Source organism: Candidatus Rickettsia barbarica (genome assembly GCF_041477405.1).
Lineage (GTDB): Bacteria > Pseudomonadota > Alphaproteobacteria > Rickettsiales > Rickettsiaceae > Rickettsia > Rickettsia rickettsii.
Genome location: NZ_JBEWYL010000002.1, coordinates 323,943 through 348,614, shown reverse-complemented (window position 1 = coordinate 348,614; position 24,672 = coordinate 323,943). Strand labels below are relative to the sequence as shown.

The following is a 24,672-nucleotide window of genomic DNA, read 5'->3' as shown; positions in this document are numbered from 1 at the left end:
CTTAACTTTTTATTGTATAAAATATTAATTTATATATTATTATAAAAATCAACTTAGGGTAAAATGGTTGATATAATAAAACAATTGTCGTATTGATCGGTGTACCTTTTGCTTTTTTTGCACAAGCAGTTGAAACAGGACAAATATCCAGCGATACTCAGACTGGAGATATTTGCTTTCAATTAGCATTAGTAGGAGTAGGGACACTTATCATAGCCCAGGCATTTAGTAACTGGCCTGATTATGTATACAACGAATATGTCAAAGTAGTACAAGATAGTGAGATACAAGTTACATTAGTTGGCTAATTTTGTTCTATTCATAATAGGCTACAAGTTATTTGATTTATAGCTTTTTTCTTATAAGTTATTACACAAACTTATTATTTCATCTTTATATTTTTGTTTGTGTAAATAGTTGCTTTTTAAATGTAGATTTTTAAAATCCTTGTGATTCAATGGCGGGTATTTACTAAGCTTTATTAAATCTTCATCTAAAATAAAATGCTTACGAGGAATATTTATAGTTTGTGCATTCTCTTCACGATAAGCTGCAAGCATTTGAATTTTGTGATTAAAACTCTTATCATCACTTCCATATTTTATTTTTTTCCAAGCATCTTTCGGCTCAACCTTATAATTTCTAATATCTAATAAAGCACTAAGAGTAGTTTGATATTTATTAGTTAAATTATTTCTAACAATTATATTATTTATCTCTTTATATATCTTATACAAATACTCCACGTCTAACATTGCATAATTTAACATATCACTAGTAATAGGGCGTTTTAGCCAGTTAGATTTTTGGTGGGTTTTATCGATAGTAATACCGATTAGCTTATAGCAAAGGTCATCATAGCTTAGCTGTTTACCGAATCCGCAAATATTTGCTGCAATTTGTATATCAAAAACATTAGCAGGTAGTGTTTTAAATAAATTATAGAAAATCTCTAAATCTTCACGAGGAGCATGAAATATTTTAGTAATATTATTATCTGCAAGCAGCTTATTAAAAATATTCAGATCTAAATTGCTTAATGCATCAATTATTCCGCAATATTCTTCTGCTTTAACTTGAATTATACTAAGCTGAGCATAATAAGTATAGCGACGCTCAAATTCCGTATCTATGCTTAAGCATGACTTATTTGCTAACCGGTTACAAAATTCTTCTAATGTTTTTTGATTATCGATAATTTGCATAGAAGCTATTTATAAAGCTCCGATAATTTTTAAGAAAAGATTAGTATGAGATAACGACAGAACCACTTCAAGACCGATTAAAATAATAATAATCCACTCAAGTTTGGTAGAATGTTTATAATTAAGATCGTTTGAAAGAATGTTTAAAAGTTCGTGAATCATATTAAGACGATGATTCATTATATTTTGCCGTATTTCTATGTCTTGAAACTCTGCTGTCATGAGATATAGAGGCTCATAACTCGGACGACGCCAAAAAAATTCTGGAGTATCGAATATATCGCTATGCAAACTGATTGAATAACGCTCGTTAAATAATATACCTATTTGCTGTAATATCTCCTTTTTAGAAAGCGATACGCTACCGGTTCTAGCTAGTTCCTGTTGTATAGGGGTTGTCTGAACAATCAAGTTACTAACAGATTGCTCAAGAACGCTAAGTTTAACCGATTGTGCAAGAGCATGGGAAATAGAAAGTTTAACAAAAACTGATTTATTTGCTAAGATTATTTTATTTTTTTCTTCATCAATAAATGTTTTCTTGACTTCCGTATTATATTCAAAATAAATATAATCGGATACCGGCTCTTTAAGCTTATTTATTGGTACTAAATCAGTATCGCTTAAAACTATTTTTTCTTGAATTTCATCGCCGCCCCAAATAGTTACACAACCAAACGGAAAGAAAAATATCTCTATAAAATCAGAATCTTTATTTATCTCTTTCCGAATATATAAAACATCATCAAAATGTTGAGGTTCAAGACCAATCTTTTTTAAATTAGTAACTAGATCACTCATCTTATATTCGGAAGAAGTACAGTAAGATGAACATCTCATGATTATTACGTTTAATTTATATAAATTTAGAGTATAGTAGTTAGGAACCTATAAAGTCAATAATATTATAATTATGTATGAAATATTAAGTAATAGAGACGTTATCAAAATAATAGGTTTCGATTCCGTAAAGTTCCTACAAAATCTCATTACTAACGATATTTGTAAGAGTATAGTCAATTCAGTTGAATTCGGATACAGGGAGCGAGGAGCGAAGCCTATAATAATAGGCGAGACGACGAGTAACGCAGTAGGCGAGTTCAAATCAATTGACTATAATTATTGCTATACTTATTTGCTTAATAATCAAGGAAGATATTTATTTGATTTTTTCGTGTATGTTCATAACCCTGAGGAAATTTACCTTGATATTGATAAAAGTAATAAAGCTGCTTTGATTAAGTATTTAAACTTCTATAAATTTCGCTCAAAAATACAAGTAATAGATTGTAGTAACGAATATAAAGTTATCTACTCACTTCAAAAATTAGATATAGACTCGCTAATTACGGTTCGTGATCCTCGTTATGCTAAGCTTGGTTTCCGCTCAATAAATAAGCTCGATGTCATACCGCTGTGCGGTATCCAGACAATAATTAAAAAAGACTGGATTCCGTGGTCAAGCCACAGGGTGACAGAGGGGGAACTGCCCCCCTCAACAACATCTCCCTGCGAAAACAGGAATCCAATATACCTAGAAGATAAATATAATTTTGCAATAATAGATGGTGTGGAAGATTTAATCACAGATAAATCTATTCCCAATATGTATGGTGCTGAGGAGTTAAATGCAATTAGTTTTGATAAAGGTTGTTATGTTGGGCAGGAAGTGATTTCAAGGGCTAAATATCAAGGAGTTATAAGAAGAAAGATATATAAAATTACAGCAGATGAAGATTTATCTTCATTAGTTAAAGATGAAGAAATACTCGCAGATAACAATAAAATCGGCGTAATATGCTCAAGTTATCACAATAAAGCAATTGCCTTAATCAGAGAAGAAAAATATCTTGCCGATAAAGAAGCTGATGTTACCGTTAAAGGGATTAAAATCAACTTATCTCTCGCACCTTGGTATTAAATAATAGTTAATTTTTTAATAATTACTTGATATTTATCAAGTTTTCATGTATTGTTATAATTATAAATAGATACAAAAGACACAAACCATATTTCATGGTATTTTTTATAAAAAATTAATATAAATTGGAGACTTTTATATATACACCTTTTCAATTATTAACTTCAGGAAACATACAATTAATACCGGTTATATTAAACAGAACTAATGTTAACAACAAACTTAATATTTTTGAAGCTCTTTGTAGTTTAATACCTCAACAATAAGATCAGAATGTTAAAAATGTTTTAGAAAATATTGCTGTACAAGATATTAAACAAAATGATCCTCATCCCTGACAATAATTGGGATAAGAAAGATACAAACGGTAATACTATACTTGAATGGGGTATTTGGAGTAATAGCTCCAATGTTATTGATGTATTTCATCATAACCCTGCACTTATGGCAAAATTTGTTTCAACTGAGAAAGCACAAATTCATAATTTTTTCTGTGTTGCTATGGAGTCGCATATTTCTGATGATTTCCGTAAGACACAAATTGAAAAATTTACACAATTAGATTTAGATATTAATGATCTTGGTCAAGATAATCATATTGCTTTATATTCTACAATAAATATCAGCTTATTACTAATAATCCGAGTAATCAAAATATAAGTTTATTTCAAACTCAAATGGATAAATATTATAAAATAATTGAGAATCTAGTTAAATTTGGTGTTAATCCTTCGCTTGAAGCAAATAATATATTAAATTTATTAGCTACCGGTACTTTACAAATACAAAATACAATATCTAAAATGTGTCTGATAACGGTCATAAATATTTAGCTCAAGCAGGTTTTAAAACTTTAATAATGAATGTAAAGGAATTAGTAGAAAAAACATTAGGAAATTGTAACCTTGAAAATTCTACCGGCGGTAATAATATGATTGCTACGCTTGGTAATATAGGTCTATTAAACAAGATATTGCAAAAGCATCCGGTCAAGAAAAAACATTGTTAATCAACAATTTTAAAGAACTGAAATCTTTAGCTGAGCCTATAATAGAAAAAATAGTAAAACAGCAAGGATTTAATCCTAACATTATGGATCAATTGAATTCTAATGCAATAGCATGGTTCGGTAAATTTGGAGCCGAATTCTTAGAAAAATGCATAAAAATACGCATACAAAACCTGATGTAAATTTCTATGATAAGAGTGGTAAAACACCACTTGATTGGTATAGAGATTATAACGCTACTAAAATCGTAGAAACTTTAATAAAAAATGGCGGTAATGTATCTTCAGTGTACTTAAGATGCAGCTACTCCTAGCCATAGATTATTTTTAAACAATTCAAAAGTATAATGCTAGCAACTCAAAACTGCCAACTCTAAAAGCATTATTAAATAAAGAAAACAAGCCACCGTTTGATCCAAGTATCAAGATGGTAGGTAATAAACACTGCAGCAGATGTATGAGAAGAGAAAAAAACAGCTATAGTTGATGACAATGATTGTCATAATGCACTTGATGAGTACACAACTTGGTATAATAACGATTATACTGTAGCATCATTAGGTTAGGGCAGTAGAAGTTTAATCTTTATGAATAAAAATGAGTCTTGTATGTCATTCCTAGCTAAAAGCGGCCTTATTGCATGGCTCGTTTATGTCATGCCCGCAGAAGCAGGAATTTCAGCATAAAGCGAGCTTTAAAAAAATCTTTTAAAAAGTTTTGAAGTACTGGATTCCCGCCTACGCGGGAATGACATCGAGTCTTATGACACCCATGTGTATTCGTAGGAATGACATACTTTTTTAACTCCACAAAAATATTGTTTGTTTCTTTTTTTATCTTTATTATTATTTGCATAGAAAATCCCTATAACTTAACTCTATGCCAAATATAGATCTCCTTATTTTTACTAGCTTTTTAGCGATTAATTTGCTAGTTGGACTTCTAAATATCACAAATATAAAAAATATTTGTGAATATACGATAGGAACAAGGAATTTTTCTACAGGTACAATAGTCGCAACTCTTATTGCTGCTTGGATCGGTACTAGTACTTTTTTAATCGATAATTCAAGAATATATACGGACGGATTATTGTACTTATTACCTAGTATATTCAGTAGAGTTGTTAGTTGGTTATTAATTAGTGACTTTATAGCTCCTCGTTTTGAGAATTTTGTGGGTAGCTTATTGGCAGCAGAAATAATAGGGGAGGCGTATGGTAACAAAGTTCATATTCTTACGTCGATAGTTAGTATATTAATGTCTATAGGTAGGATTGCCATGCAATTCCACGTAGCAAGTTTAATATTACAGCTATTCTTTAACATTTCAAATTTTTACATAGATTTATGTATTGCCACTGTAATAATAAGTTATTCTGCTTTTGGCGGTGTAAAATCGGTTACTTTTACCGAAGCCGTACAGTTTTTTACTTATAGTGCAATTATTCCAGTAATAGGAATTGTCGTATGGAATGTTTTTAGCGATCCGCATATAGTTATAGGCTCAAATGTTACAAACGCGTTTTACTGATTTACAAGGATTGTTTCACTATACTAGTCCTAAATTTTGGATTTCTTTAAATATTTTTATATATTTTGTGATTCCGTCACTTGGTCCTTCAATTTTTCAAAGAATATTGATGGCAGAAGACACAAGGCAAATATCACGAACATTTTTTATTTCGGCAGTTATTTGTCTTTTTTTATCCGTTTTATTCATTTGGATTGCAATATTATTATTGTCTCAAGATCCGGTAGTTAACACCAATGAATTGTTTTTATGGATCATTAAAAGTTATATAGGATTTAAGGGGTTAATAGTCGGCGTTATTATGGCAATGATAATCGCAAGTACACACTCTTATATTAATGTTGCAGTGGTAACTTTTACTAATGACAGAATTAAAAAAGCTTCATTAAATTATAATTATATAACCGCAATTACTATAGGATTAATAGGTTTTATTATATCGCTCTACATTAAAGATTTAATAAATCTATTTTTATTATTGACTAGCATCTATTTACCGCTAATCACTTTGCCGTTAATTTTGTTAATATACGGTTTTAAATCAAGTGCCAAAAGTTTTTTTATCGGTATGATTACTGCAATATTAACTATTATATTGTGGCAAATATTTTCTTCAAGAGCAGTTCTAGGTATTTATCCGATACTACCCGCAACTATTGTAAATTTACTCTTTTTCCTTGGAAGCCATTATATTTTAAAGCAACCCGGAGGGTTTAGTTCTTTAAAAGAGCCGCTAACCGTTAAAATAATCAGGCAAGAGAGAGAAAGAAAAGGTTTGACTTTATTTTGTGATCTTAAGAATTTTAACATCTTTAAATATTGGAAAAGTACCCTACCAAATCAAGAAATTACTTATAGTTATGTCGGTATATTTATTTTAATATCGATGTTCTCATCTTTATATATCACATCAGGTAGCAGAATAATGAACCATTTGGAGATATATAATATTATTTACCATACCACACTTATAACTGCTGCAATATTAATTACTTATCCTTTATGGTCTTTAAAGTTTCAAAAGAATTATATTATATCTTTATCTGGGTTTGTGGCTACTTTCGTTATATTAATATTTTTCGGTAGTTTACTTGTTATATCAAGTAGTTTTGATCAACTGCATAATTGTAACGATATTCAGGTGGCAAGCTACTTTACTACTTATGACCGTTACGTTTGCTAGTATAGTTTATAAATATTTTATGGATGAGAAGTTATTAATTAGCATAGATAGTTTTCAATTCAAAGTAGTATATTCCTAACCTTATTTGGTAGCCTTTTAATAGTATGCTTAAAACCAAGGCAGGAGCAAGAAAAATTAGTTAACCTAAAAAATACTCCTTTAGGTAATAGAGTTAATTATAGAGAACAGGAATTAGAGAAGTTACTTGATTTGAAACATGAGTTCTTACGTAATATAAACCATGAAATCAATACGCCGCTAACCGGTATTATTAACCTTGGTGAAACCTTATGGGCTAATTATGATAAATTTAATGAAGACCAGCGTCGCAATACAGTAGAGATTATAGCTAAAAGCTCTATTAAATTAAATAGCTTGATAAATAATATTCTAGATTTTTCAAAATTATCCAGTCTTAATTATGCACTCAATAAAAAAGATATAAACTTAAGCGAATTGCTACATGAAAGGATTAAAATATGTAAGAAATTATATCTAAACGGCAAAATCTTAAATTTTGTATCTGATATTGAAAAGAATATAATTATTATATTCTTTTCAATTTTAACTGTGATCCTCATTATATTAAACACACATTCGATAATCTAATAATAAATGCTATCAGCTATTGTAGTGAGGGCATAATAAAATATTATGAAAAAAATTATTTTTAATAAACAACGAGATTTTATATCAATTATAGCACCGGCGTCAAGCTGTCTAGATGCACAAGATAAATTAAAGGAAGCTATTAAAATACTAGCGTTGCATGGTTTTAAAACTTTAGTAGATGATAAGATTTTTTCAGGTGATGCATTGCCTTTTTTCGCTGCTTCTAAAGAGGAAAGGTTGAGAATGTTTAAAGAAGCTATGGAAAATGAACAGGTTAAAATAATTTGGGCTTTTCGTGGCGGATATGGATGTAGTGAATTTGTAGAAGATTGTTTTAATATAGAACAAAAAGGGGATAAAGTCCTGATAGGCTATAGCGATATTACCGTTTTGCATTTATTACTAAATAACCATTATAATATCCCAACTATTCACGGTTCAGTGTTAACTTCGTTACTACCGCCTACTAATCAGGATATTATGCCTATAATAAATGTTCTTAAAGGAGAAAAGAGTGAAATACAACTTATACCTATAAAGAAAATTAGTGAGGAAAATATAACAGGTACAATAACAGGCGGGAATTTAACGGTTTTAACTAAATTGATTAGTACTGGTTTGCAAATTCATTCTCATTCCTATGCTTCTTTATGTCATTCCCGCAGAAGTGGGAATCCAGAAAAAATAATACTGGATCCCCGTTTTCATGGGGATGACAATAAAATTCTATTGCTTGAAGACGTTAATGAAAAAGCCTATGCCGTACATCGTAATCTAGTTCAATTAAAAAATACCGGTATATTTGAATGCATAAAGGTAATAATCTTTGGTGATTTTACTAAAGGGGATGAGTTTGTAGAACAAGCTATAAAAAGTTTTTGTTTAAATCATATTCAAAATATTGGAACTTATAAAGCAGCAGGCATAGGGCATGGAGAAGTAAATCATCCAGTTATTATGAATCATGAAGTAATTATAAACAGTAATGTTTTAAGTTTTACTAGCCCTTTTGAAATAATAGAAAACAAATGACAAATTCTATCAGAATAGGTACAAGAAAAAGTCCACTTGCTTTAATACACACTAATTTAGTTATTCAGCAAATCAAACAATTTTTTCCTGATATCAATTGTGAAATAGTGCCGATTATTACTAGCGGGGATTTAATCCAAAATAAACCATTATACGATATAGGCGGTAAAGCTTTATTTTTAAAGGAAATAGAGCAAGCCTTGCTTGATAAAAAAATTGACTTAGCTGTTCATTCTTTAAAAGATGTACCGGGTAGAATACCTGAACCGCTAGTAATAGCTGCTGTTTTAGAGCGTGAAGACCCCAGAGATGTTTTTGTTTGTCTAAAATATAAATCTATAGAAGAGCTGCCGCAAAATGCCGTAATAGGTAGCTCGGCAGTACGAAGAAAAGCATTTATCCAAAAAATAAGACCGGATTTAAAGGTAACGGTTTTTAGAGGGAATGTTGATTCAAGAATAAAAAAGCTAATGACCGGCGAAGTTGACGCAACAATTTTAGCATATACAGGTCTTAAAAGGTTAGAGGTGTTTAATCCGGAGTATTGCCATTTGATAGAGTATTCACAGATGTTACCGTGTATAGGGCAGGGAGTCATTGCAGTTGAGATTAGAAAAGATGATAATGCTATGCTTGAGATATGCAACCAAATTAATCATTTTCCCACTTTTGAACTCATAAAACCCGAAAGAGCATTCTTAGAGTATCTAGATGCTAATTGCCGCACCCCGATTGCTGCTTATTCACAATATCTAGATGCAAATCCTAGACATCTTTCCAAACTCGCTTATAGGGAGGTATTTGAAGGAAACACAGAAGCACTTGCCACCGCAGCGTACAAAAGCAATCGCACAGATGCGAGTACCGGATTGACGTACAAATTACCGCTAGAAGTAGAGTTTGGGAAGGTGTCTAATATACAAACCAATTTTATGCTCGGTAATCTTGACGGCAGTAAAATAACTTTCCATACCGAAACTACCAATATAAAAACTTCAACAGAAGCAGGCATAAAAGCCGCTAAAATGATGTTGGAAGCTATCTGTAAATAAATTTTAATCGATAATTTAATTCTTTTTTGCTGCAAATTATAAGATTTTTTTGAGATATGAATAACACCCTATCAAAAATCTTATCAATTTTTGCTAAAAAAGCTCTTTACTTGCTAATTACAATTTATTTACAGATAACCTCTTAAATCAACTAGATAAATAGCTATTTAGGGAATATACTCCTAAAATATCTAAATTTGCAAGATATTATCATGACAATACAAAGATTTTTAGACTTAGAATTACCAAAAGGACAGTCCTGTTTTTTGTGGGGAGCACGTAAAACTGGTAAGTCAACATATCTGAAACAACGTTTTCCGGATATATATAGATTTATTATAAGCTGATATCTATAAAGTTTACTTTCAAAATCCTGAACGTTTAAGAGAAGAGTTTAAGTCAAAAGACGGCATCTCAACTATTATTATTGATGAGGTGCAAAAAATTCCCTTACTGTTAGATAAGGTTCATTATTTAATAGAATCTAATAAATTTTTACAATTGATCCTTTGCTGCTCCAGTATTAGGCGCTTAAAATCAACAGGTAGCAATTTACTTGGCAGAAGAGCTTGGAGATATATGTTTTTGCTGCTCTATGATATTCTGAGATAAAAGAGTTTGATTGGCATAAAATTTTTAATCATGGACTAATACCTGATCATTATATTGCATCAAAAAAGATTCATAAATATCTTGCGTCCTATTTATATGACTATATTTTACCTGAAGTACACAGTTTGTGAAGCAAATTTAAGAAAACGTGAAGCACTTGTAAGGTTTCTAGAGATTATAGGCATTTCAAACGATGAGATGATAAATTATAGTAATATAGCAAGAGATTGCAGTGTTGATGCAAAAACCGTTAGAATATATCTTGAAATATTAGAAGATATGTATTTAGGATATCATCTTTATCCGTATAGATCACTTAGCAAAAGGCAAATTATTACGGAAATGCCTAAATTTTACCTTGCGATACCGCACTTAGCAAATTACCTAAGGAAATATGAATATCAGGAAATAACAGGGTTTATGCTGGTAAATCGTTTGAGCATTATGTTGTATTCTTAGAATTAATAGCTTATAAATATTTGAACAACAAAAGAGATGAATTATTTTATTGGCGTACTAAAGAAGGATATGAGGTTGATTTTATATTTCAAAATAATGATGCATTTGAAGTTAAAATTGCTTCTTCTATACAAAAAAATCATTTAGAAGGTCTATTAGAATTTAGTAAAGATAGTGATTTTAAATTACATATATGGACATTTAGTATAGAGCTAAGTATTATTAAATAAAATTAATATTGGGTAGCATAACGTAAGCTTTTATGAAGCTCAAAAAGCTTTTCTAGATATCAAAAGGATAATTCTTCAAGATGTAGACCATAGTGTTACAGAAAAAAGATATTTTTGTTTAGGTAAAGTTGATGGTAATATTTAACAGTCCGTTTTATGTTCCAAGGTAATCATATAAGAATTTTTGGAGCAGGATACTGGCGTAAAAGGTAAGAGAATTTATGAGCAAGAGATAAAATACACTGATGGGGAAATAGGGGAAGTAAAAATAGTAAAAGATTTCTTACCACATCCTAGAGAACTGTTATTAAAAGATGATTCAGTAAAAGTAACCATTGCTTTAAGTAAAGAGAGCGTAGAATTTTTTAAATCAGAAGCAGCAATTGCACATGTGCCTTATCAAAAAATGATTAGGATTTTACTAGATAAATATACTAAGCACTATAAAGCAAATAAAAGGGTATAATACTATAAACTAAGTTGGCGGATAGGGTGGGATTCGAACCCACGGTACGGTTGCCCGTACGCCAGTTTTCAAGACTAGTGCCTTAAACCACTCGGCCACCTATCCAAGAAGATTCATACCAAATAATCTTATATATTTCAAGGGAAATCTTGCAATATATGAATCTAAATTACAAATCCGAATTGTTCTTTCACTTCATTAAGTGTTGCAGAAGCTCTAATTCTTGCTTTTTCTGCTCCTTTGTGCAGTATTTTTAATAAATATTCTTTATCATTCATTAATTCTAAATATTTATCACGTATCGGTTGTAGATTTGTAATAATAATTTCTGCCAAATCTTCTTTAAATTTTGCGAAACCTTGGTTTTGATAATTACCGATTATTTTTTCCAAGCTTTCTTCGGATAAACTGCTATAAATATCTAATAAATTACTAATTTCCGGTCTTGTTTCTTGATCATAGCTAACAAAACTTAAATGATCGGTTTTGGCTTTTTTTATTTTTTGATGAATAAGATCGTTATCGTCTTTTAAATTGATACGGGAAAAATCCGAAATATCAGATTTACTCATTTTCTTTAATCCATCCCGTAAGCTCATGATTCTTGTGCCTGTTTCACTAATTAACACCTCAGGAACTTTTAGAATTTCTTTGTTAAATTTTCTATTTATTACCCCTGCAATATCTCTTGTTAGCTCTAAATGCTGTTTCTGATCCTCACCTACAGGCACTATATCGGCTTTATATATTAAGATATCCGCTGCCATAAGTACCGGATAGGAAAATAACCCAAGACAAGCCTTTTCTTGATCGCTACCTGCTTTATCTTTAAATTGCGTCATGCGCTTTAACCATCCAAGCGGTGTAACGCAATTTAGTAGCCAAGCAAGTTCAGTATGCTCTTTCACCATACTTTGGGCAAAAATCGTTACTTTGTCGGGGTTAAGCCCTGCTGCTAAATAAACAGCAAGCACCTCCATAATTGAATTGTTAAGTTCTGATGGCTTAATATCAACCGTGATAGCATGCAAATCTGCTAAGAAGAAAAAACAATTATATTCTTCCTGCATTTTAACCCAGTTTTTAATTGCACCAAGATAGTTACCGAGATGTAAAGAACCGGTTGCTTGCACACCGGAAAGAACAGTTTTTTTCATTTAATACCTTTTTATTTTACTCATTGTAAAATTATGTTATAAGTACCATTTTAATTAATATAATTATCTTAATAATTATGCTGTGGCGTTTAAGAATTTTATCATTTTACGGATTATTATCGTTATTTACATTTATTTTTTTTCTTATATGTTACATACCAGTAACATTTTTCAATGTCAACTATCACATAAGATATAGAATTGCCATTATCTTTTCTTATGCTTTTGTGTGGCTTGCAAAAATTTGTTGCGGTTTAAAATATGAAGTAAAGGGGCTTGAGAAATTACCGAAGACTATTGCAATCGTCGTGTCTAATCACCAATCCTTTTGGGATCAAATGTTTATGCAACTGATTATTCCTAAACATTCTTGGGTATTAAAGCGTGAATTATTTAATATACCCCTGCTTGGTTGGGGACTTCGGATGGTTAAACCTATTGCGGTTGACCGTGGTACTAATAGCTCGGTTGCTCAGATTTTAAGAGAAGGTCAGGAAAAAATAAAAGAAGGATTATGGTTAATAATATTTCCGGAATCAACTAAAGTTCCGCCTGATAGAACGGTAAAATTTAAACCAAGTGCCGTAAAGCTTGCTTCAATTACTAAAGTTCCAATTGTGATGATAGCTCATAATGCCGGTTTATTTTGGCCTAGAGGTTTTTGGTTTAAGCAACCTGGAACTATAAAGATAAAGATTATAGGTGTAATAGAAAAAGAAGAAATAGAGCAAACAGACGTACGTATACTTAATGACAAGGTTGAGCAAATTATTAACAGTGAAAAGCAAAAATTATTAAATTAATAGTAGGTTTTAAAAATAATTAGTATTATCATAAAATTACAACTTAGTTTTTATGGAGGTATTTATGGTAAGGACAACAGTGTTAAAATTAATTGCGGTTATCGATAGTAAGCAAATGATGCTTTACGACGCTCAAGGAGTTAAAATTACTACTAATACACCTTTAAAATTATCTTTGGATTTAGAGGAGCATCACCACCATAGAGAAAAAAGACAAAGCCTTTACCAAAATAAATCTACACCGGCTTCGTTGTTTGAGCCGCATACTTCGCTAAAAGATATAGCACATAAAGAAGCAGCAAGGAGCGTGATTAAACATTTAGAGAAAGTAACTACTGCTGATCAAGCTAAATATAAGGAATTGATTATTGTGGCAGAACCGCAAATGCTTGGATGTGTTAGACAAGAACTTAAAAACGGTCTAAAAAAGATGATTACTAAAGAAATTGCTAAGGATTTAGTGCAACATAGCGTAGATGCAGTGGAGCGAGCAGTATTTTCTTAGATAATCTTTATATGTCATTCCCGCGAAACCGGGAATCCAGTAAAACCTATACAAAACTTGTGTTTTTAGGTTTATTTTGTCAATAATCTGTAATTTTTATACTAGTATTAAGGTGATCCTTTCTAGACTCCCACTTTTGCGGGAATGACATAGAAGTCGTACAACAAGGTTTTTAGTCGTTTGTAATGATGATACAAATTAGGTGCCTAAAATTAGGTGCCTAACTTATTAAATATTTCTTTTGTATTATTTGCGATAGTTAAACCAATTTGCTTATCTGTATTCTCAAAAGTTTTTATAGTCTTTTCATTAGGAATCTTAATATGTGGTTTGAAAGGCAAACCGCCGCTATTTATACATTGAGTTAGAAGAATATCCTCATGGCTTCTGACATAGTCATCCCCATTTGCTTAAATATTTCTGCTGCTTCAAGTTTTATATCTGCTGAAACGCATAATCTAATATCTACTGTATTCATAATATAGCTCCATTCAGTTATCATTATCCGCTATAGTCAAATGATTTAAATTCACTTACATCGTCTCGCGTCGCTCTCCGATTATCTATAGGCTGCGCTTCTTGCTCTTTGTAATTACATCCAACTGATTTGACTACATTTTAGTATATATGGCGGCATGCGTCAATACACTCATATTTTAATTCAGAATAGTTGCACTAATAAGAAAAAGTGGTAAAATATCATATCGAACAAATTAAATATTATGAATAATTATGCCACAAATTTATTTTAACGGTCCGGAAGGACGAATTGAAGGAAGATATGCAAAAGCTACCGCGCCTAACGCCCCTATTGCATTAGTTCTTCATCCTCATCCTTTATATGAGGGTAATATGAATAATAAAGTAGTTTATAATGCCTATAAGATTTTAGCAGATAACGGTTATACCGTCTTACGTATTAATTTTAGAGGAGTAGGGGGATCACAAGGTAAATTTGATAACGGAGTCGGTGAAGTGGTTGATGCGGGGGCAGCTCTCGACTGGTTACAGCAGAATAACCCAAATGCTCAGTCTAATCTGATATTAGGATTTTCTTTCGGAGCATGGATAGCTATGCAACTTGTAATGCGACGTCCGGAAATAAATCATTTTATTGCTATTTCACCGCCGGTTAATACAATTCATAAATATGACTTCTCATTCCTCTCACCTTGTCCTATTCCAGGGTTTATATTACAGGGAGATAATGATAGTATAGTATCGGCAGATGATGTACAAGACCTAGCAAATAGATTATCTAAGCAACAATCCCATATTAAAGTTGATTATAAAATTATCAATGGAGCTGACCATTTCTTTCGTTATAAAACTGAAGAATTTTCTAAAGCAATAAATGCTTATTTAATAACAATTCAATCTAATTATCATCACCATAATAATAATAATGTAAATGAAGAAATTAGTAAGTACCCAAAGAAATTATTTTTATATTAGTTTTTGTTGTGTGGTTCGGCTTATCCGTCATTGTGAGCAGGCGTTGTTGCAGGTACCCAAGTCGTCATGGCAAGGAAATTGCGTAGCAATGGACGAAGCAATCCAGTAAAAATTCTGATTTACAGAATTTTTTTATCACCACGCAGCCTACGGCTGCTTGCAATGACGACTCGGTATCCACGCAACAATACCTCGTGGGAAATAACATAAAAGAATCCATATCACAACGTCTACAATTCTAAATAAGTTTCTATTGCTAAAATTAATATTTCATCTTTTTTAGCATCTAACTCTTGAGTTAATTCTTCATAAATTTGCCTATCTGATAGAGAAGTAAATTTTTTAAATAGCTGCACTAATTTTAAAGAAGGGATAATACGAAAAGCATCTTTTAATATTTTGATCTTTTTATTAGCATTAAGCTTATTATTTAAATTAAAGTAAAATTCTAGTAATTCGTCGTTATAAAAATTTAAATCTACAGCCGTTGTCAAATAATCTATAGCATTAGCCGTATTATTACTTTCTACTTCTTGCTTCGCTGCTAATAAATAATACTCAGCAATTTCCGGCATAGACTCATGTTTATGAAATTTTGCAAGCTTATTCGTTATAAAAATAAATTTTGTCCATAGAGAAAGTCTAGCATAACAACGCATTAAAGTAATTAAATTATCAATATCAAGTTCATTGAAATTATAAGCCTTTGTTGCGTAATTTTCTGCTTGCTCATAAAAAGATTTATCATAATAAAGTTTTGCTAGATTTTTGCTACCGTAAAAAACAAATTCTTTAGATGTAATAAGTTTTTGAAAATAGGAAATTTTTCTATCTACATCCTCTTCAGTTACGGCTAAGATTAAATTATGGAATTCTTGTGAATCTTTTAGATCTTCAGAAGATAAATTTTTGCGAGCAATAGAAGCAGATTTAGCTTTATTATTCATAATATATTCGGCAAAAGCTAAAATTAAAGCATATCTATCATGATTAATTTTTCGTTTACTAAAAATATTATGTATTTTAGATGGTAAATCGATAATTAATATTAGAAATCTAATGACAATAAAACAAGAAATTAGTAATAAAAGGCCTAAAATAAGACTAAAGAACAAGGTAGTCTCTATATTATAATCATATAAACTAATAAAAACTTTTGAATCAAACCTCTCTATAAAAGTAAACCCGAAATAAAGCAGTAAAAAAGTAGCACATATTAATAATAACCTAAACATCTTTATTTACAAACTCCTGCATAAATTTTTCTGAATAAAGACAATCGATTAGATAGTTTAAGTTCTCTAAAATTAGAGGTTTATCTTGTTCTTTTATCATCATAGCAGAAGGTTTTTTTTCAATTTTGATAAACTTCTCCAGCCACTTATGGTTGGTAGGAAAAATTACTTCCGTACTACTTGATTTAGAAAAAAGATAATTATTATATGCTTCTAAGTTATTTAAAATATTCCTTATATCTTGAGGCAGCAGGCGGGATTTTACTATTCTTAGTTCTTTACTATAATCCTTATCTTGCATGAAATTATATACTAATAGATTTACATTTAATAAGTAATTAATATAGTCAAGTGATATCCATACGCCTACCTCATCACTTGTCGCTCTCCTATTAGTTATAGGCTTCTTCGCTCCTTGTTCCTTGTATCCGAATGAAGCTGAATTGACTACAGTTTCTAATTTTGGTTCTACTAAATTAGTCGGTGCTTTAGGAAACTTTAAAGAACTTACGTAATTTAAAAGCGACTTGGTAGATAATAGAGGAGCTGCTTCCTTTTCTTCCAGGGTAGTATTTTCTTTATTTTCTACTGCTTGATCAGGAATTTGGCTTAAATCCTTATTTTTACTTTTAAAAAGTTTTAAAATATCGGATCTATTATGATAAAGAGTAAAAGAAGATAAGACAAATATTACTATTGCTATAAAAAAGATGTTTTTGCTTTTAAATAAACTATCGAATTTGTGCATTTTCAGATAATAATTTGATTATATCGTTAAGGTTTTGATCATCACAATAAACCACATTTTTTATAAAAGGTCTAACTATATTTGCAACTTTCAAACTTATGGCTACAACTAAACTATCTTGTAAGTACTCTAGTAAATTATTTTGCAGTAATAATTTTACTAAAGTCCTAGCACTATTTTGAGAATAAAGTAATATAAAATCAATATTATTTGTAAATTCTTTTATAATAGATACGGGCAGCTCATTCAAATATTCTACATTATAAATGATATGTCTAGCTATTTTGCTAGGTAAATCTTGAGTAATTTCATTTGAAGATAAATATATAGTCTGCTCATATAAATCAGGAGGAAAATGCTTAATCAAATCTTCCACGTTTTTAGCAGTATACATTACTTTCTTGCCTAATAATCGTTTTGACTTACTACCTACTACCCAAATATCTTGTTTTAAGTTATGACCGGTTAAGATACTTGCTGCATATTTACTAGTTATTATTATATTTGAGTAATTATCTAAAATATCGATATTAAAATCTAAAGTTTTATATTTAATTAAAGGACAATGAATATCACGTAAATCTAAATTATATTTACTTATTTCCTTTATAGTTTCATTATTTTCTTCAATATGTCTAGTTAATAAAACCGATTTCATACAATATTTGTACTCCAATATAAAAAGCAACTGCCCAAATAATAATAGCAGCTATTTTATTAATTATAGTTAAAATCGTACTATTTTTATTTAGCTTTCTAATATTATAACCTGCAACTGCTAAAGAAAAAAACCATATCCAAGATATAAGTATGCAAGTTAAGGTAAATATAATTTTTGCAATACCGCTATACTTTAAAGCACTCATACCTATTACTATAATCGTATCCATAATTGCATGCGGATTTAATATTGACACCGATATAGCAAATAAAATTTGTTTTTGAGCTGAAAAAGCCCTGGAATTCATTGTAAGATCAATAGGCGGCTGATTCCAAGTATTATATCCCATATAAATTAAGAAAATAAATCCAACAATAAATATAGATAATTTTAACCAAGAAATTTCAAGAATTAACAAAGATATCCCAAGAACTGCCATACATATAAGCATAGTATCACATATTGAGGCTGCAATTATGCTAGGTAAAGCCTTGCTAAACTTTGGCTGTGTTGCTCCTTGATTGAATATAAAAATATTCTGTACTCCGAGCGGCACTATTAAACCGAGAGCTAAAACGATGCCATGTAAAAAAGCACTTAATATATCATTATTCATTTAAATAGCCATTTTATATACTAGAGCTATGCTCCAAATTGTTACTGCTCCCATTTTATTAATTATTTTTAATATCATAGCATTTTTATTTAATTTTCTAATTATAACCAACTATTGCCAATGATAAAAACTATATACAAATAAACATGTAAATAATTTTAATGTCATTTCCTTGATATTTGTAAAAACCAATATTTAATATACTCATATATGGGTTTAATATAGATAATATTGATATCACAATATAGAAACTAAACTTTATTGCCACATAGAAATAGGCTAAGGTTCTATTGTTCAATTAAAATATGATTGATTCCAAGTATTATATTCCATACAGATTAGAAAAATAAATCCAATTATGAAAAAAGGTATTGCCATATACCAAATCATATGATTTAATATAAAAATACTTGGTATAATGGAAGAAATAGCAAAATACGGTATTAAAAATATTATACTTAATATATATCATTCATTATTGTAATTTAGTTTTTATTTTTAATAATATTAATAAAGACGGAATAGTTATAATAGTAGTAAATAAAAAGAAATTTTGCCAACCGAAATTTACTACCATATAGCCTGAAATTATAGGAAAAATTGAGCGCGAAATCCCCATCATCGATGAAAGAAAAGAATATTGAGTAGCTCGAAATTTACCTTGACAGAGTGCAGAAATAAAAGCGATATAAGCAGTCATTGTCATACCGCCGGTAATGCTTGCTATTCCTATCGTAATAAATAATAATAAAGAATTTTTACCGTTTATTTCAAGAAAAATAAATAAAATATGTCCTAAAGCATGAATAACACCAAATAAAAATATACTATTTAATATATTTTTATGTTTCATAATAACCCCGCCGACAAGTCCACCGATTATAGCTCCTACAACTCCACAAAACTTTCCAACGCTTGCTATTTCAAAAGCATCATACTCGAGATGAAGCAAAAACGGATTAATCATAACATTAATTAAGTTATCCGGTAACCTATATAATACTAGGAAAATTAATATAAGAATAATGAAATAAACAGAACCTGTAGGTTTTAACGCATTATATATAAAATTTATTATGTTTTTTTTATTTTGATTATTTTTTATATCATTCTTGATTATCTGTATATGTATGTTCTCGTTTAAATAACAATACTTAATTCCTACAATCAATAAAATTAAATAAATAAATACTAAACCGGCAAAGATTTTATATATTTCATTAAATGTTAAATAAATAGATAAATAAATAGCTCCAGAACCGGCTAAAAGCATACCGACCCGATAACCGAATATGTATATTCCTGAAGTAAACCCAAGCGATTCTTTAGGTACTATTTCCGTTCTTAAAGCACTTAATATAGTATCTTGGGCAGCACTAAAAAAAGAAATAATTAAAGCCGTGAAAGCAAATAATAATAGATTAGTACTAGGATCTAGAAAGCTGAAAATATATATAAGAAATATCAATGCACTACTAGTTAAGCAAAGCCAAGATAATCTATGACCGAATATTTTGTTTAAATATTTAATTTGCACTGCATCAAAAATCGGTGCTAACAAGAAATTAATAGAGTAGGGAAGCGTTATGAATGATAATATACCGATTGTTTGCAGTGCTATATCTTCTTTAGCAAGCCAATAATTTAAAGTATTACCGGTAATCATTAGATTAAAACCGCTAATAAGCCCAAACAACCAAATAATACATAAACGAGAGTTATTTAACATGAATTTATAGACTCCTTGCTCTTTTTGAAGTTGATCGAGTATATATGCTTTTAGCTCTAAGTTCCTATAAGCTTAATATGCAAAAATGTGAGTCTTCTGTTTATTTGCGGCATGTAATGTAATCATGTTATTTTAATTTCTCAATATCTTGCTTATCTAATTTTGTTATTGTGTCATAATAGTTTCTAAAGAAAGCCCTTCTTTTTTCATTTCTTTAGCCATAGTAATTTTCTCTTTTTTTCTACCTTCTTCAATACCTTCTTCAATACCTGCTTGTTGCCAGCTATGAGCTAAGCTATTCATAAGGTTTCCTCCTAATGCAGGGTTTAAATGCGATTTAAGCATTTTTTCTATTTCTATTTTATCATTTTCCCTAATCTGATTCAAGGTGTAGAGGACAAAATTAGCTCTATATAATCTATACCGATATTAACTTTAATAAATTCTGGTAAAAGATCAGCTACTTCTTATCATCTCTTTAATAAATCTCGTTTGTGGATATGTTTTAAAAAAAACTGCAAGATTCCAGACCAAGCTTTTTCTTTTAATTTTTCATCAGAAATATTTTGAACATTAATTAACTGATAATCATTAATCCATATGTATTTTTTACAAGTTCACTGTTTTCAAATAACTCCCATAGATTAGTCATAAAGTGACAAAAGAATGTAAGAGAAATAGAGCTCATTCTTATAAAAATAGCGGGGTAGTATTTTTAAACTTAAAAAATATGCAAAAAAAGCAAGATAAAACTTTACAAAAGTCAAAATGTGATTTTTCTTTTCCTAACCAAGATTTATTAAATCTTATCGATGAGATAGAACTGTTTTACATATTTTGAGCATCAAAGCCCTTATTTTTCTTATTTCATTTTACACTATGCAGGACCTAAGCCATGGACTACCGATAAGCAGGAATTATGGAAGACAACTCAGGACAAATTAGATAAGATCACAAAATATTACTGGCGATATAAAGAAATAACACCTTGGAGTAGTATAAATTAATTATTTTAATTGACTTTAGCACTTAAGAGATTTAAAAGTTAACTTTAATATGTAATGTTACAATAAAAATGTTACCGCCTAAAATTTTCTTTGAAAAAGTTAAAGAAATAATGTGGCCTATAGAAAGGAAAGAATTAAAGCTATTTATACCTATGGCTTTAATGATGTTATGTATCCTTTTTAATTTTGGGGCTTTAAGATCTATCAAAGATAGTTTAGTAGTACCCTCTATGGGGGCTGAAATTATTAGCTTCTTAAAATTATGGTTAGTATTACCCTCGTGCGTAATTTTTACCGTACTTTATGTTAAACTTAGTAATAACTTAAATTTTGAATATATTTTCTACATTATAGTCGGCAGTTTTTTACTATTTTTCTTATTATTTGCCTATATTATTTATCCAAATCAAGATATTTATCATCCTAATGATGAAATGATAAATAAATTAATAGCTTCATACCCTCATTTTAAATGGTTTATTAAAATAGGTAGTCAATGGAGTTATGCACTGATGTATATTTTCGCGGAATTATGGAGTGCAGTAGTCATAAACTTAATGTTTTGGCAGTTTGCCAATCACATTTTTGATACTTCTAAAGCTCAAAGATTCTATCCTGTTCTTGGAATGGTCGGTAATATCGGTCTTATAATAGCAGGCAGCGTACTGGTCTTTTTCTCAAGCGGGCAGGATGTCATTGATTCAGAATTATTACCGGATTCTTTTAATTCATCTGCCGGCAATGCTATAATGCTTCAGCCAATCATGTCAATTATTGTTACTGCAGGAATAATTGCTATGCTTCTATTTAGAATAATAAATAGATTTATTTTAACAGATTCCATAAATGTTTTAGATGCAAAAAAAGTTACAGCTAAAATGAAAACAAAACTTTCGGTAATTGAAAGTATCAAATTAGTAATTCACTCAAAATATATAGGTCGTATTGCCTTATTAATAATCTGTTATGGATTATTAATAAATATAGTTGAAGGACCTTGGAAAGCAAAAATAAAAGAATTACATCCAAACACTATAGACTATGTTAACTTTATGGGCAGGTTTAATATTTGGATGGGGATATCATGCGTTACTTTCATGATAATAGGCAGTAATATTCTTAGAAGACTCAGTTGGCTCATTTCGGCATTATTAACTCCTATTATGTTGTCTATTACCGGCTTGATATTTTTTATCTTTATAATTTTTATTGAAGAAATAGAAGAATGTTTCGGTGATTTTAATCTTCTATATGCAGCGATTATTGTTGGAGCAATTCAGAACATACTGAGTAAAGCGTCCAAATATTCATTATTCGATTCAACAAAAGAAATGGCGTATATTCCTTTATCTTTAGAGCTTAGAACTAAGGGAAAAGCTGCCGTAGAGGTAATAGGTACTAAATTCGGTAAATCGCTTGGAGCATTTATACAGTCTTTGATATTTATTATTATTCCGATTGCTACCTTTGATTCTATTGTAATATATTTATTAGTAATTTTTATAGTTATGATGAGTTTATGGATTTGGAACGTTATAAAATTGAATAAGGAATATGTAGAGCTGTGTAAGTAAACGTCATTGCAAGCGGGCATTGTTGCGTGGATACCACTCAGTCATTGGGAGCAGTCGTAGACTGCGTGGCAATCTCATGAAATAATAACAAACTCCTGAGATTGTTTCGTCAAAATTTTCAATTTTTTCTTGCAATGACGAAAAAACTTATCCATACAACAACAGAAAATCACACTATAATACCGATTTAAAGATGAAAAAAATTCTTAAAATAATATTATTTATAACTATCTTTATTATACTCACATATAGTGGGTTGTGGTTTACTATTATGTTCTCTTTATCACACTCTATAAATCAAAAATATGCCGGTACCAACCTCAATATAGAAGAGGCTGATAATAATCCTAATCAGCAATATCTTATTAAGTTTTCTAAAGTTCAGCCATATGGTTTTCCTTTCAAATTAGGTATTTCAGTAATTAATTGGCAAGAAGAGAGTATTAATAGAGTAACTGAATTTACCACACCGATAAATATCGGTTATGATTTACTTAAGCAGAAATTATTTATACATTTTTCCGGAGAAGCATTCGGAAAATTTAAGCCGGTTCAAAGAGGCTTTGGAGTAAGATTTTATAATGAGAACTGTATATTATCAACAAAAATACCGTTAAATTTTAAATTATTTGAAATAGTACGATTTAAAAAAGATTTATTTGAAGTTATAAATTTAATAGAAAATATTAAATTTACTTCCGGTAAAACAGAAATTTTTGACTTAGTCGATAATCAAAAATTATATGAAGAAGATCATACTATACTTACTATGTTATTTGACAAAAGTAAGTATTATACAAGTAAACAGGATTTCCTTGATAACATACCGCAAAAATTAGCAATTTATTATGAAACCGAAATAGTACAAAGTAACCTTGAAGATAGAATAATACCTGCCGGCTTATTATTATATAGACCCGCTTGGAATAATAATTTCAAATTTTCTGGTAATTTCTTGATTAGTACTAGTAGTGTGCATTTTAAAGATATTGCTAAAGATTTAACAATTGCAGTTACTAATGCAAAAATCAATAGTAATAACTTTGAAAATAATATTAATTTATTATATAAAGGTAAGTTAAACGATTTCGGCAATAATAATATTGATCTTTTGGTAGATTCGCAATTTAAGCTAAAACCTGGTTTTATAATAGGTTCATTAGAATTTATAAAGAAATATTACGATAAGCAAACCTATTTATTTAAACTTTCTGATAATAAGCTATATAAAGATTTTAGTAATGAACTAAGCTATATTTTAAATAATAATAAACAATATAATTTTAGTATTTTTGAAGATAGGGAATATAATTTTAATTTAAATATTAATTTAGTAACTGAATTAAACAAATTAACTAGAGCACAGATAAATGCTTTAAGTCTCTATTCAAACGCATCGGGATTTAATATAACAAATGAAACTATAGTAAATGCTCTTAAAGATTCTTACAGTAAAGGTACGATAATAATTAATGATTACTCTAGAATAATAGATGTTTTAAATGCATATATATACGGAGTAGGGGATTTTAAAGATTTGTCGGAAGAGAGTAAGGAAGTATACGGGAATGCTTTGAAATCATTTTTAAAAACTATTTCTGATCACCCGAATTCATCTAATTTAATTGATGCTAGCATTGAGTATGTGTTTGATTTGTCCGATTTAAACAAAGCTAAAATAGGTAATATAGATGATATAAATAAACTTATACCTTTATATTATTTATCTTTATATCAAGCAGCAGTAAAAAAAGTGCAACCCGGTGAAAATGTAAAAGAAAAAATTATGGAGTTAATTCCTAATGTTAATCAAAAAATATTAGAGGAATGTATACTCGATGAACTTCGTTAATCATCATTGCAAGCAAC

28 protein-coding genes, 1 tRNA gene and 3 pseudogenes are annotated in these 24,672 nt (G+C 29.7%); 20 read left to right on the top strand and 12 right to left on the bottom strand.

The genetic code is table 11. The features are described from left to right. The first annotated feature begins 92 nt into the window (after positions 1–92). On the top strand, positions 93–308 hold the full coding sequence (locus ABVF33_RS04480; protein ID WP_499706415.1) for a hypothetical protein: 216 nt from the start codon (positions 93–95) through the stop codon (positions 306–308). 51 nt (positions 309–359) lie between these two features. On the opposite strand, the gene ABVF33_RS04475 is transcribed toward ABVF33_RS04480, so the two are convergent. Both ABVF33_RS04475 and ABVF33_RS04470 read right to left on the bottom strand, forming a co-directional pair. Beyond that, a complete protein-coding gene (locus tag ABVF33_RS04475; RefSeq protein WP_499706414.1) occupies positions 360–1,205 on the bottom strand; it encodes a ribonuclease D in 846 nt (281 codons plus the stop codon). Positions 1,206–1,214: 9 nt separating this feature from the next. After that, a complete protein-coding gene (locus ABVF33_RS04470; RefSeq protein WP_499706413.1) occupies positions 1,215–2,006 on the bottom strand; it encodes an RMD1 family protein in 792 nt (263 codons plus the stop codon). A 112-nt stretch (positions 2,007–2,118) separates the two neighbouring features. Between ABVF33_RS04470 and ygfZ the strand changes: the two genes are divergently transcribed. From ygfZ to ABVF33_RS04405, 13 genes and pseudogenes are all read left to right on the top strand, one after another. Beyond that, the gene (gene ygfZ / locus ABVF33_RS04465) at positions 2,119–3,126 is read left to right on the top strand and encodes a CAF17-like 4Fe-4S cluster assembly/insertion protein YgfZ (RefSeq protein ID WP_499706412.1); all 1,008 of its coding nucleotides are present in this window, start codon (positions 2,119–2,121) and stop codon (positions 3,124–3,126) included. Between the two features lie 321 nt (positions 3,127–3,447). Beyond that, a complete protein-coding gene (locus ABVF33_RS04460) occupies positions 3,448–3,786 on the top strand; it encodes a hypothetical protein (RefSeq protein WP_012719791.1) in 339 nt (112 codons plus the stop codon). Positions 3,787–3,931: 145 nt separating this feature from the next. Next, positions 3,932–4,135: a hypothetical protein gene (locus ABVF33_RS04455; protein ID WP_499706411.1), complete on the top strand. Its 204-nt coding sequence runs from the start codon at positions 3,932–3,934 to the stop codon at positions 4,133–4,135. Further along, entirely contained in the window at positions 4,129–4,317 is a 189-nt protein-coding gene (locus ABVF33_RS04450; protein ID WP_499706410.1) for a hypothetical protein, read from the top strand. The genes ABVF33_RS04455 and ABVF33_RS04450 overlap by 7 nt, the downstream gene beginning before the upstream one ends. Before the next feature lie 696 nt (positions 4,318–5,013). Beyond that, positions 5,014–5,667, top strand: a complete 654-nt coding sequence (locus ABVF33_RS04445; protein ID WP_499706409.1) for a sodium:solute symporter family transporter — start codon at positions 5,014–5,016, stop codon at positions 5,665–5,667. Then, positions 5,645–6,850, top strand: a complete 1,206-nt coding sequence (locus tag ABVF33_RS04440) for an SLC5/6 family protein (RefSeq protein ID WP_499706408.1) — start codon at positions 5,645–5,647, stop codon at positions 6,848–6,850. Before ABVF33_RS04445 ends, ABVF33_RS04440 begins: the two co-directional genes overlap by 23 nt. 210 nt (positions 6,851–7,060) lie before the next feature. Further along, positions 7,061–7,459 (top strand): sensor histidine kinase, encoded by a 399-nt coding sequence (locus ABVF33_RS04435; protein WP_499706407.1) that lies wholly within the window; start codon positions 7,061–7,063, stop codon positions 7,457–7,459. A gap of 45 nt (positions 7,460–7,504) precedes the next feature. Next, a complete protein-coding gene (locus ABVF33_RS04430; RefSeq protein WP_499706406.1) occupies positions 7,505–8,494 on the top strand; it encodes an LD-carboxypeptidase in 990 nt (329 codons plus the stop codon). Beyond that, a complete protein-coding gene (gene hemC, locus ABVF33_RS04425; RefSeq protein ID WP_499706405.1) occupies positions 8,491–9,546 on the top strand; it encodes a hydroxymethylbilane synthase in 1,056 nt (351 codons plus the stop codon). The genes ABVF33_RS04430 and hemC overlap by 4 nt, the downstream gene beginning before the upstream one ends. 435 nt (positions 9,547–9,981) lie before the next feature. Further along, positions 9,982–10,158: a hypothetical protein gene (locus ABVF33_RS04420; RefSeq protein ID WP_499706404.1), complete on the top strand. Its 177-nt coding sequence runs from the start codon at positions 9,982–9,984 to the stop codon at positions 10,156–10,158. 96 nt (positions 10,159–10,254) lie between these two features. Further along, positions 10,255–10,556 (top strand): annotated as a pseudogene (locus tag ABVF33_RS04415) (DUF4143 domain-containing protein). A gap of 81 nt (positions 10,557–10,637) precedes the next feature. Beyond that, a complete protein-coding gene (locus ABVF33_RS04410; protein WP_499706403.1) occupies positions 10,638–10,847 on the top strand; it encodes a DUF4143 domain-containing protein in 210 nt (69 codons plus the stop codon). Between the two features lie 184 nt (positions 10,848–11,031). Beyond that, a complete protein-coding gene (locus tag ABVF33_RS04405) occupies positions 11,032–11,313 on the top strand; it encodes a hypothetical protein (RefSeq protein WP_499706402.1) in 282 nt (93 codons plus the stop codon). 15 nt (positions 11,314–11,328) lie between these two features. On the opposite strand, the gene ABVF33_RS04400 is transcribed toward ABVF33_RS04405, so the two are convergent. Together ABVF33_RS04400 and trpS are read right to left on the bottom strand one after the other, a co-directional pair. Further along, positions 11,329–11,418: transfer RNA gene (locus ABVF33_RS04400), tRNA-Ser, on the bottom strand. 59 nt (positions 11,419–11,477) lie between these two features. After that, a complete protein-coding gene (gene trpS, locus ABVF33_RS04395; protein ID WP_499706400.1) occupies positions 11,478–12,470 on the bottom strand; it encodes a tryptophan--tRNA ligase in 993 nt (330 codons plus the stop codon). Between the two features lie 77 nt (positions 12,471–12,547). Here trpS and ABVF33_RS04390 point away from each other — a divergent pair, with 77 nt between their 5' ends. After that, the gene (locus tag ABVF33_RS04390) at positions 12,548–13,273 is read left to right on the top strand and encodes a lysophospholipid acyltransferase family protein (protein WP_499706399.1); all 726 of its coding nucleotides are present in this window, start codon (positions 12,548–12,550) and stop codon (positions 13,271–13,273) included. 64 nt (positions 13,274–13,337) lie between these two features. Further along, positions 13,338–13,778 carry a host attachment protein gene (locus tag ABVF33_RS04385; protein ID WP_499706398.1) on the top strand — a complete coding sequence of 147 codons (441 nt, stop codon included), beginning with the start codon at positions 13,338–13,340 and terminating at the stop codon, positions 13,776–13,778. Positions 13,779–13,990: 212 nt separating this feature from the next. On the opposite strand, the gene ABVF33_RS04380 is transcribed toward ABVF33_RS04385, so the two are convergent. Beyond that, positions 13,991–14,119 (bottom strand): hypothetical protein, encoded by a 129-nt coding sequence (locus ABVF33_RS04380; RefSeq protein WP_012262417.1) that lies wholly within the window; start codon positions 14,117–14,119, stop codon positions 13,991–13,993. Positions 14,120–14,142: 23 nt separating this feature from the next. Continuing rightward, positions 14,143–14,256 carry a type II toxin-antitoxin system RelB/DinJ family antitoxin gene (locus tag ABVF33_RS04375; protein ID WP_499706397.1) on the bottom strand — a complete coding sequence of 38 codons (114 nt, stop codon included), beginning with the start codon at positions 14,254–14,256 and terminating at the stop codon, positions 14,143–14,145. Positions 14,257–14,510: 254 nt separating this feature from the next. Between ABVF33_RS04375 and ABVF33_RS04370 the strand changes: the two genes are divergently transcribed. Next, positions 14,511–15,233 carry an alpha/beta hydrolase gene (locus ABVF33_RS04370; protein WP_499706396.1) on the top strand — a complete coding sequence of 241 codons (723 nt, stop codon included), beginning with the start codon at positions 14,511–14,513 and terminating at the stop codon, positions 15,231–15,233. A gap of 230 nt (positions 15,234–15,463) precedes the next feature. Here ABVF33_RS04370 and ABVF33_RS04365 read toward each other — a convergent pair whose 3' ends face one another. The 6 genes and pseudogenes from ABVF33_RS04365 to ABVF33_RS04340 all read right to left on the bottom strand — a co-directional run bounded on the left by ABVF33_RS04365 (position 15,464) and on the right by ABVF33_RS04340 (position 20,609). Next, the gene (locus tag ABVF33_RS04365; protein WP_499706395.1) at positions 15,464–16,468 is read right to left on the bottom strand and encodes a tetratricopeptide repeat protein; all 1,005 of its coding nucleotides are present in this window, start codon (positions 16,466–16,468) and stop codon (positions 15,464–15,466) included. Beyond that, entirely contained in the window at positions 16,461–17,216 is a 756-nt protein-coding gene (locus ABVF33_RS04360) for a palindromic element RPE2 domain-containing protein (RefSeq protein ID WP_499706394.1), read from the bottom strand. Before ABVF33_RS04360 ends, ABVF33_RS04365 begins: the two co-directional genes overlap by 8 nt. Continuing rightward, on the bottom strand, positions 17,200–17,874 hold the full coding sequence (locus ABVF33_RS04355) for a uroporphyrinogen-III synthase (RefSeq protein ID WP_041471881.1): 675 nt from the start codon (positions 17,872–17,874) through the stop codon (positions 17,200–17,202). Before ABVF33_RS04355 ends, ABVF33_RS04360 begins: the two co-directional genes overlap by 17 nt. Next, complete coding sequence (locus tag ABVF33_RS04350) at positions 17,852–18,493, bottom strand: LysE/ArgO family amino acid transporter (RefSeq protein ID WP_499706393.1); 642 nt, start codon at positions 18,491–18,493, stop codon at positions 17,852–17,854. Before ABVF33_RS04350 ends, ABVF33_RS04355 begins: the two co-directional genes overlap by 23 nt. A 475-nt stretch (positions 18,494–18,968) precedes the next feature. Beyond that, positions 18,969–20,222: an AmpG family muropeptide MFS transporter gene (locus ABVF33_RS04345; protein ID WP_499706392.1), complete on the bottom strand. Its 1,254-nt coding sequence runs from the start codon at positions 20,220–20,222 to the stop codon at positions 18,969–18,971. 127 nt (positions 20,223–20,349) lie between these two features. Beyond that, positions 20,350–20,609: pseudogene (locus ABVF33_RS04340) on the bottom strand (transposase). A 262-nt stretch (positions 20,610–20,871) separates the two neighbouring features. On the opposite strand from ABVF33_RS04340, the pseudogene ABVF33_RS04335 reads away from it, so the two are divergent. The 3 genes and pseudogenes from ABVF33_RS04335 to ABVF33_RS04325 all read left to right on the top strand — a co-directional run. Beyond that, positions 20,872–21,229 (top strand): annotated as a pseudogene (locus tag ABVF33_RS04335) (glycosyltransferase family 8 protein); the annotation flags it as partial. 68 nt (positions 21,230–21,297) lie between these two features. Next, positions 21,298–22,803, top strand: coding sequence for a nucleotide exchange transporter Tlc3 (gene tlc3, locus ABVF33_RS04330; RefSeq protein WP_499706391.1), 1,506 nt, complete (start codon positions 21,298–21,300; stop codon positions 22,801–22,803). A 193-nt stretch (positions 22,804–22,996) separates the two neighbouring features. Next, the gene (locus ABVF33_RS04325; protein WP_499706390.1) at positions 22,997–24,655 is read left to right on the top strand and encodes a hypothetical protein; all 1,659 of its coding nucleotides are present in this window, start codon (positions 22,997–22,999) and stop codon (positions 24,653–24,655) included. Positions 24,656–24,672: the final 17 nt, after the last annotated feature.

Excerpts from the sequence above, each read along its gene's own strand:
- ABVF33_RS04475 (WP_499706414.1), bottom strand. The coding sequence starts at position 1,205 with ATGCAAATTATCGATAATCAAAAAACATTAGAAGAATTTTGTAACCGG.
- ABVF33_RS04470 (WP_499706413.1), bottom strand. The coding sequence starts at position 2,006 with ATGAGTGATCTAGTTACTAATTTAAAAAAGATTGGTCTTGAACCTCAA.
- ygfZ (WP_499706412.1), top strand. The coding sequence starts at position 2,119 with ATGTATGAAATATTAAGTAATAGAGACGTTATCAAAATAATAGGTTTC.
- ABVF33_RS04460 (WP_012719791.1), top strand. The coding sequence starts at position 3,448 with ATGATCCTCATCCCTGACAATAATTGGGATAAGAAAGATACAAACGGT.
- ABVF33_RS04445 (WP_499706409.1), top strand. The coding sequence starts at position 5,014 with ATGCCAAATATAGATCTCCTTATTTTTACTAGCTTTTTAGCGATTAAT.
- ABVF33_RS04440 (WP_499706408.1), top strand. The coding sequence starts at position 5,645 with ATGTTACAAACGCGTTTTACTGATTTACAAGGATTGTTTCACTATACT.
- ABVF33_RS04430 (WP_499706406.1), top strand. The coding sequence starts at position 7,505 with ATGAAAAAAATTATTTTTAATAAACAACGAGATTTTATATCAATTATA.
- hemC (WP_499706405.1), top strand. The coding sequence starts at position 8,491 with ATGACAAATTCTATCAGAATAGGTACAAGAAAAAGTCCACTTGCTTTA.
- trpS (WP_499706400.1), bottom strand. The coding sequence starts at position 12,470 with ATGAAAAAAACTGTTCTTTCCGGTGTGCAAGCAACCGGTTCTTTACAT.
- ABVF33_RS04390 (WP_499706399.1), top strand. The coding sequence starts at position 12,548 with ATGCTGTGGCGTTTAAGAATTTTATCATTTTACGGATTATTATCGTTA.
- ABVF33_RS04385 (WP_499706398.1), top strand. The coding sequence starts at position 13,338 with ATGGTAAGGACAACAGTGTTAAAATTAATTGCGGTTATCGATAGTAAG.
- ABVF33_RS04375 (WP_499706397.1), bottom strand. The coding sequence starts at position 14,256 with ATGAATACAGTAGATATTAGATTATGCGTTTCAGCAGATATAAAACTT.
- ABVF33_RS04370 (WP_499706396.1), top strand. The coding sequence starts at position 14,511 with ATGCCACAAATTTATTTTAACGGTCCGGAAGGACGAATTGAAGGAAGA.
- ABVF33_RS04365 (WP_499706395.1), bottom strand. The coding sequence starts at position 16,468 with ATGTTTAGGTTATTATTAATATGTGCTACTTTTTTACTGCTTTATTTC.
- ABVF33_RS04360 (WP_499706394.1), bottom strand. The coding sequence starts at position 17,216 with ATGCACAAATTCGATAGTTTATTTAAAAGCAAAAACATCTTTTTTATA.
- ABVF33_RS04355 (WP_041471881.1), bottom strand. The coding sequence starts at position 17,874 with ATGAAATCGGTTTTATTAACTAGACATATTGAAGAAAATAATGAAACT.
- ABVF33_RS04350 (WP_499706393.1), bottom strand. The coding sequence starts at position 18,493 with ATGAATAATGATATATTAAGTGCTTTTTTACATGGCATCGTTTTAGCT.
- ABVF33_RS04345 (WP_499706392.1), bottom strand. The coding sequence starts at position 20,222 with ATGTTAAATAACTCTCGTTTATGTATTATTTGGTTGTTTGGGCTTATT.
- tlc3 (WP_499706391.1), top strand. The coding sequence starts at position 21,298 with ATGTTACCGCCTAAAATTTTCTTTGAAAAAGTTAAAGAAATAATGTGG.
- ABVF33_RS04325 (WP_499706390.1), top strand. The coding sequence starts at position 22,997 with ATGAAAAAAATTCTTAAAATAATATTATTTATAACTATCTTTATTATA.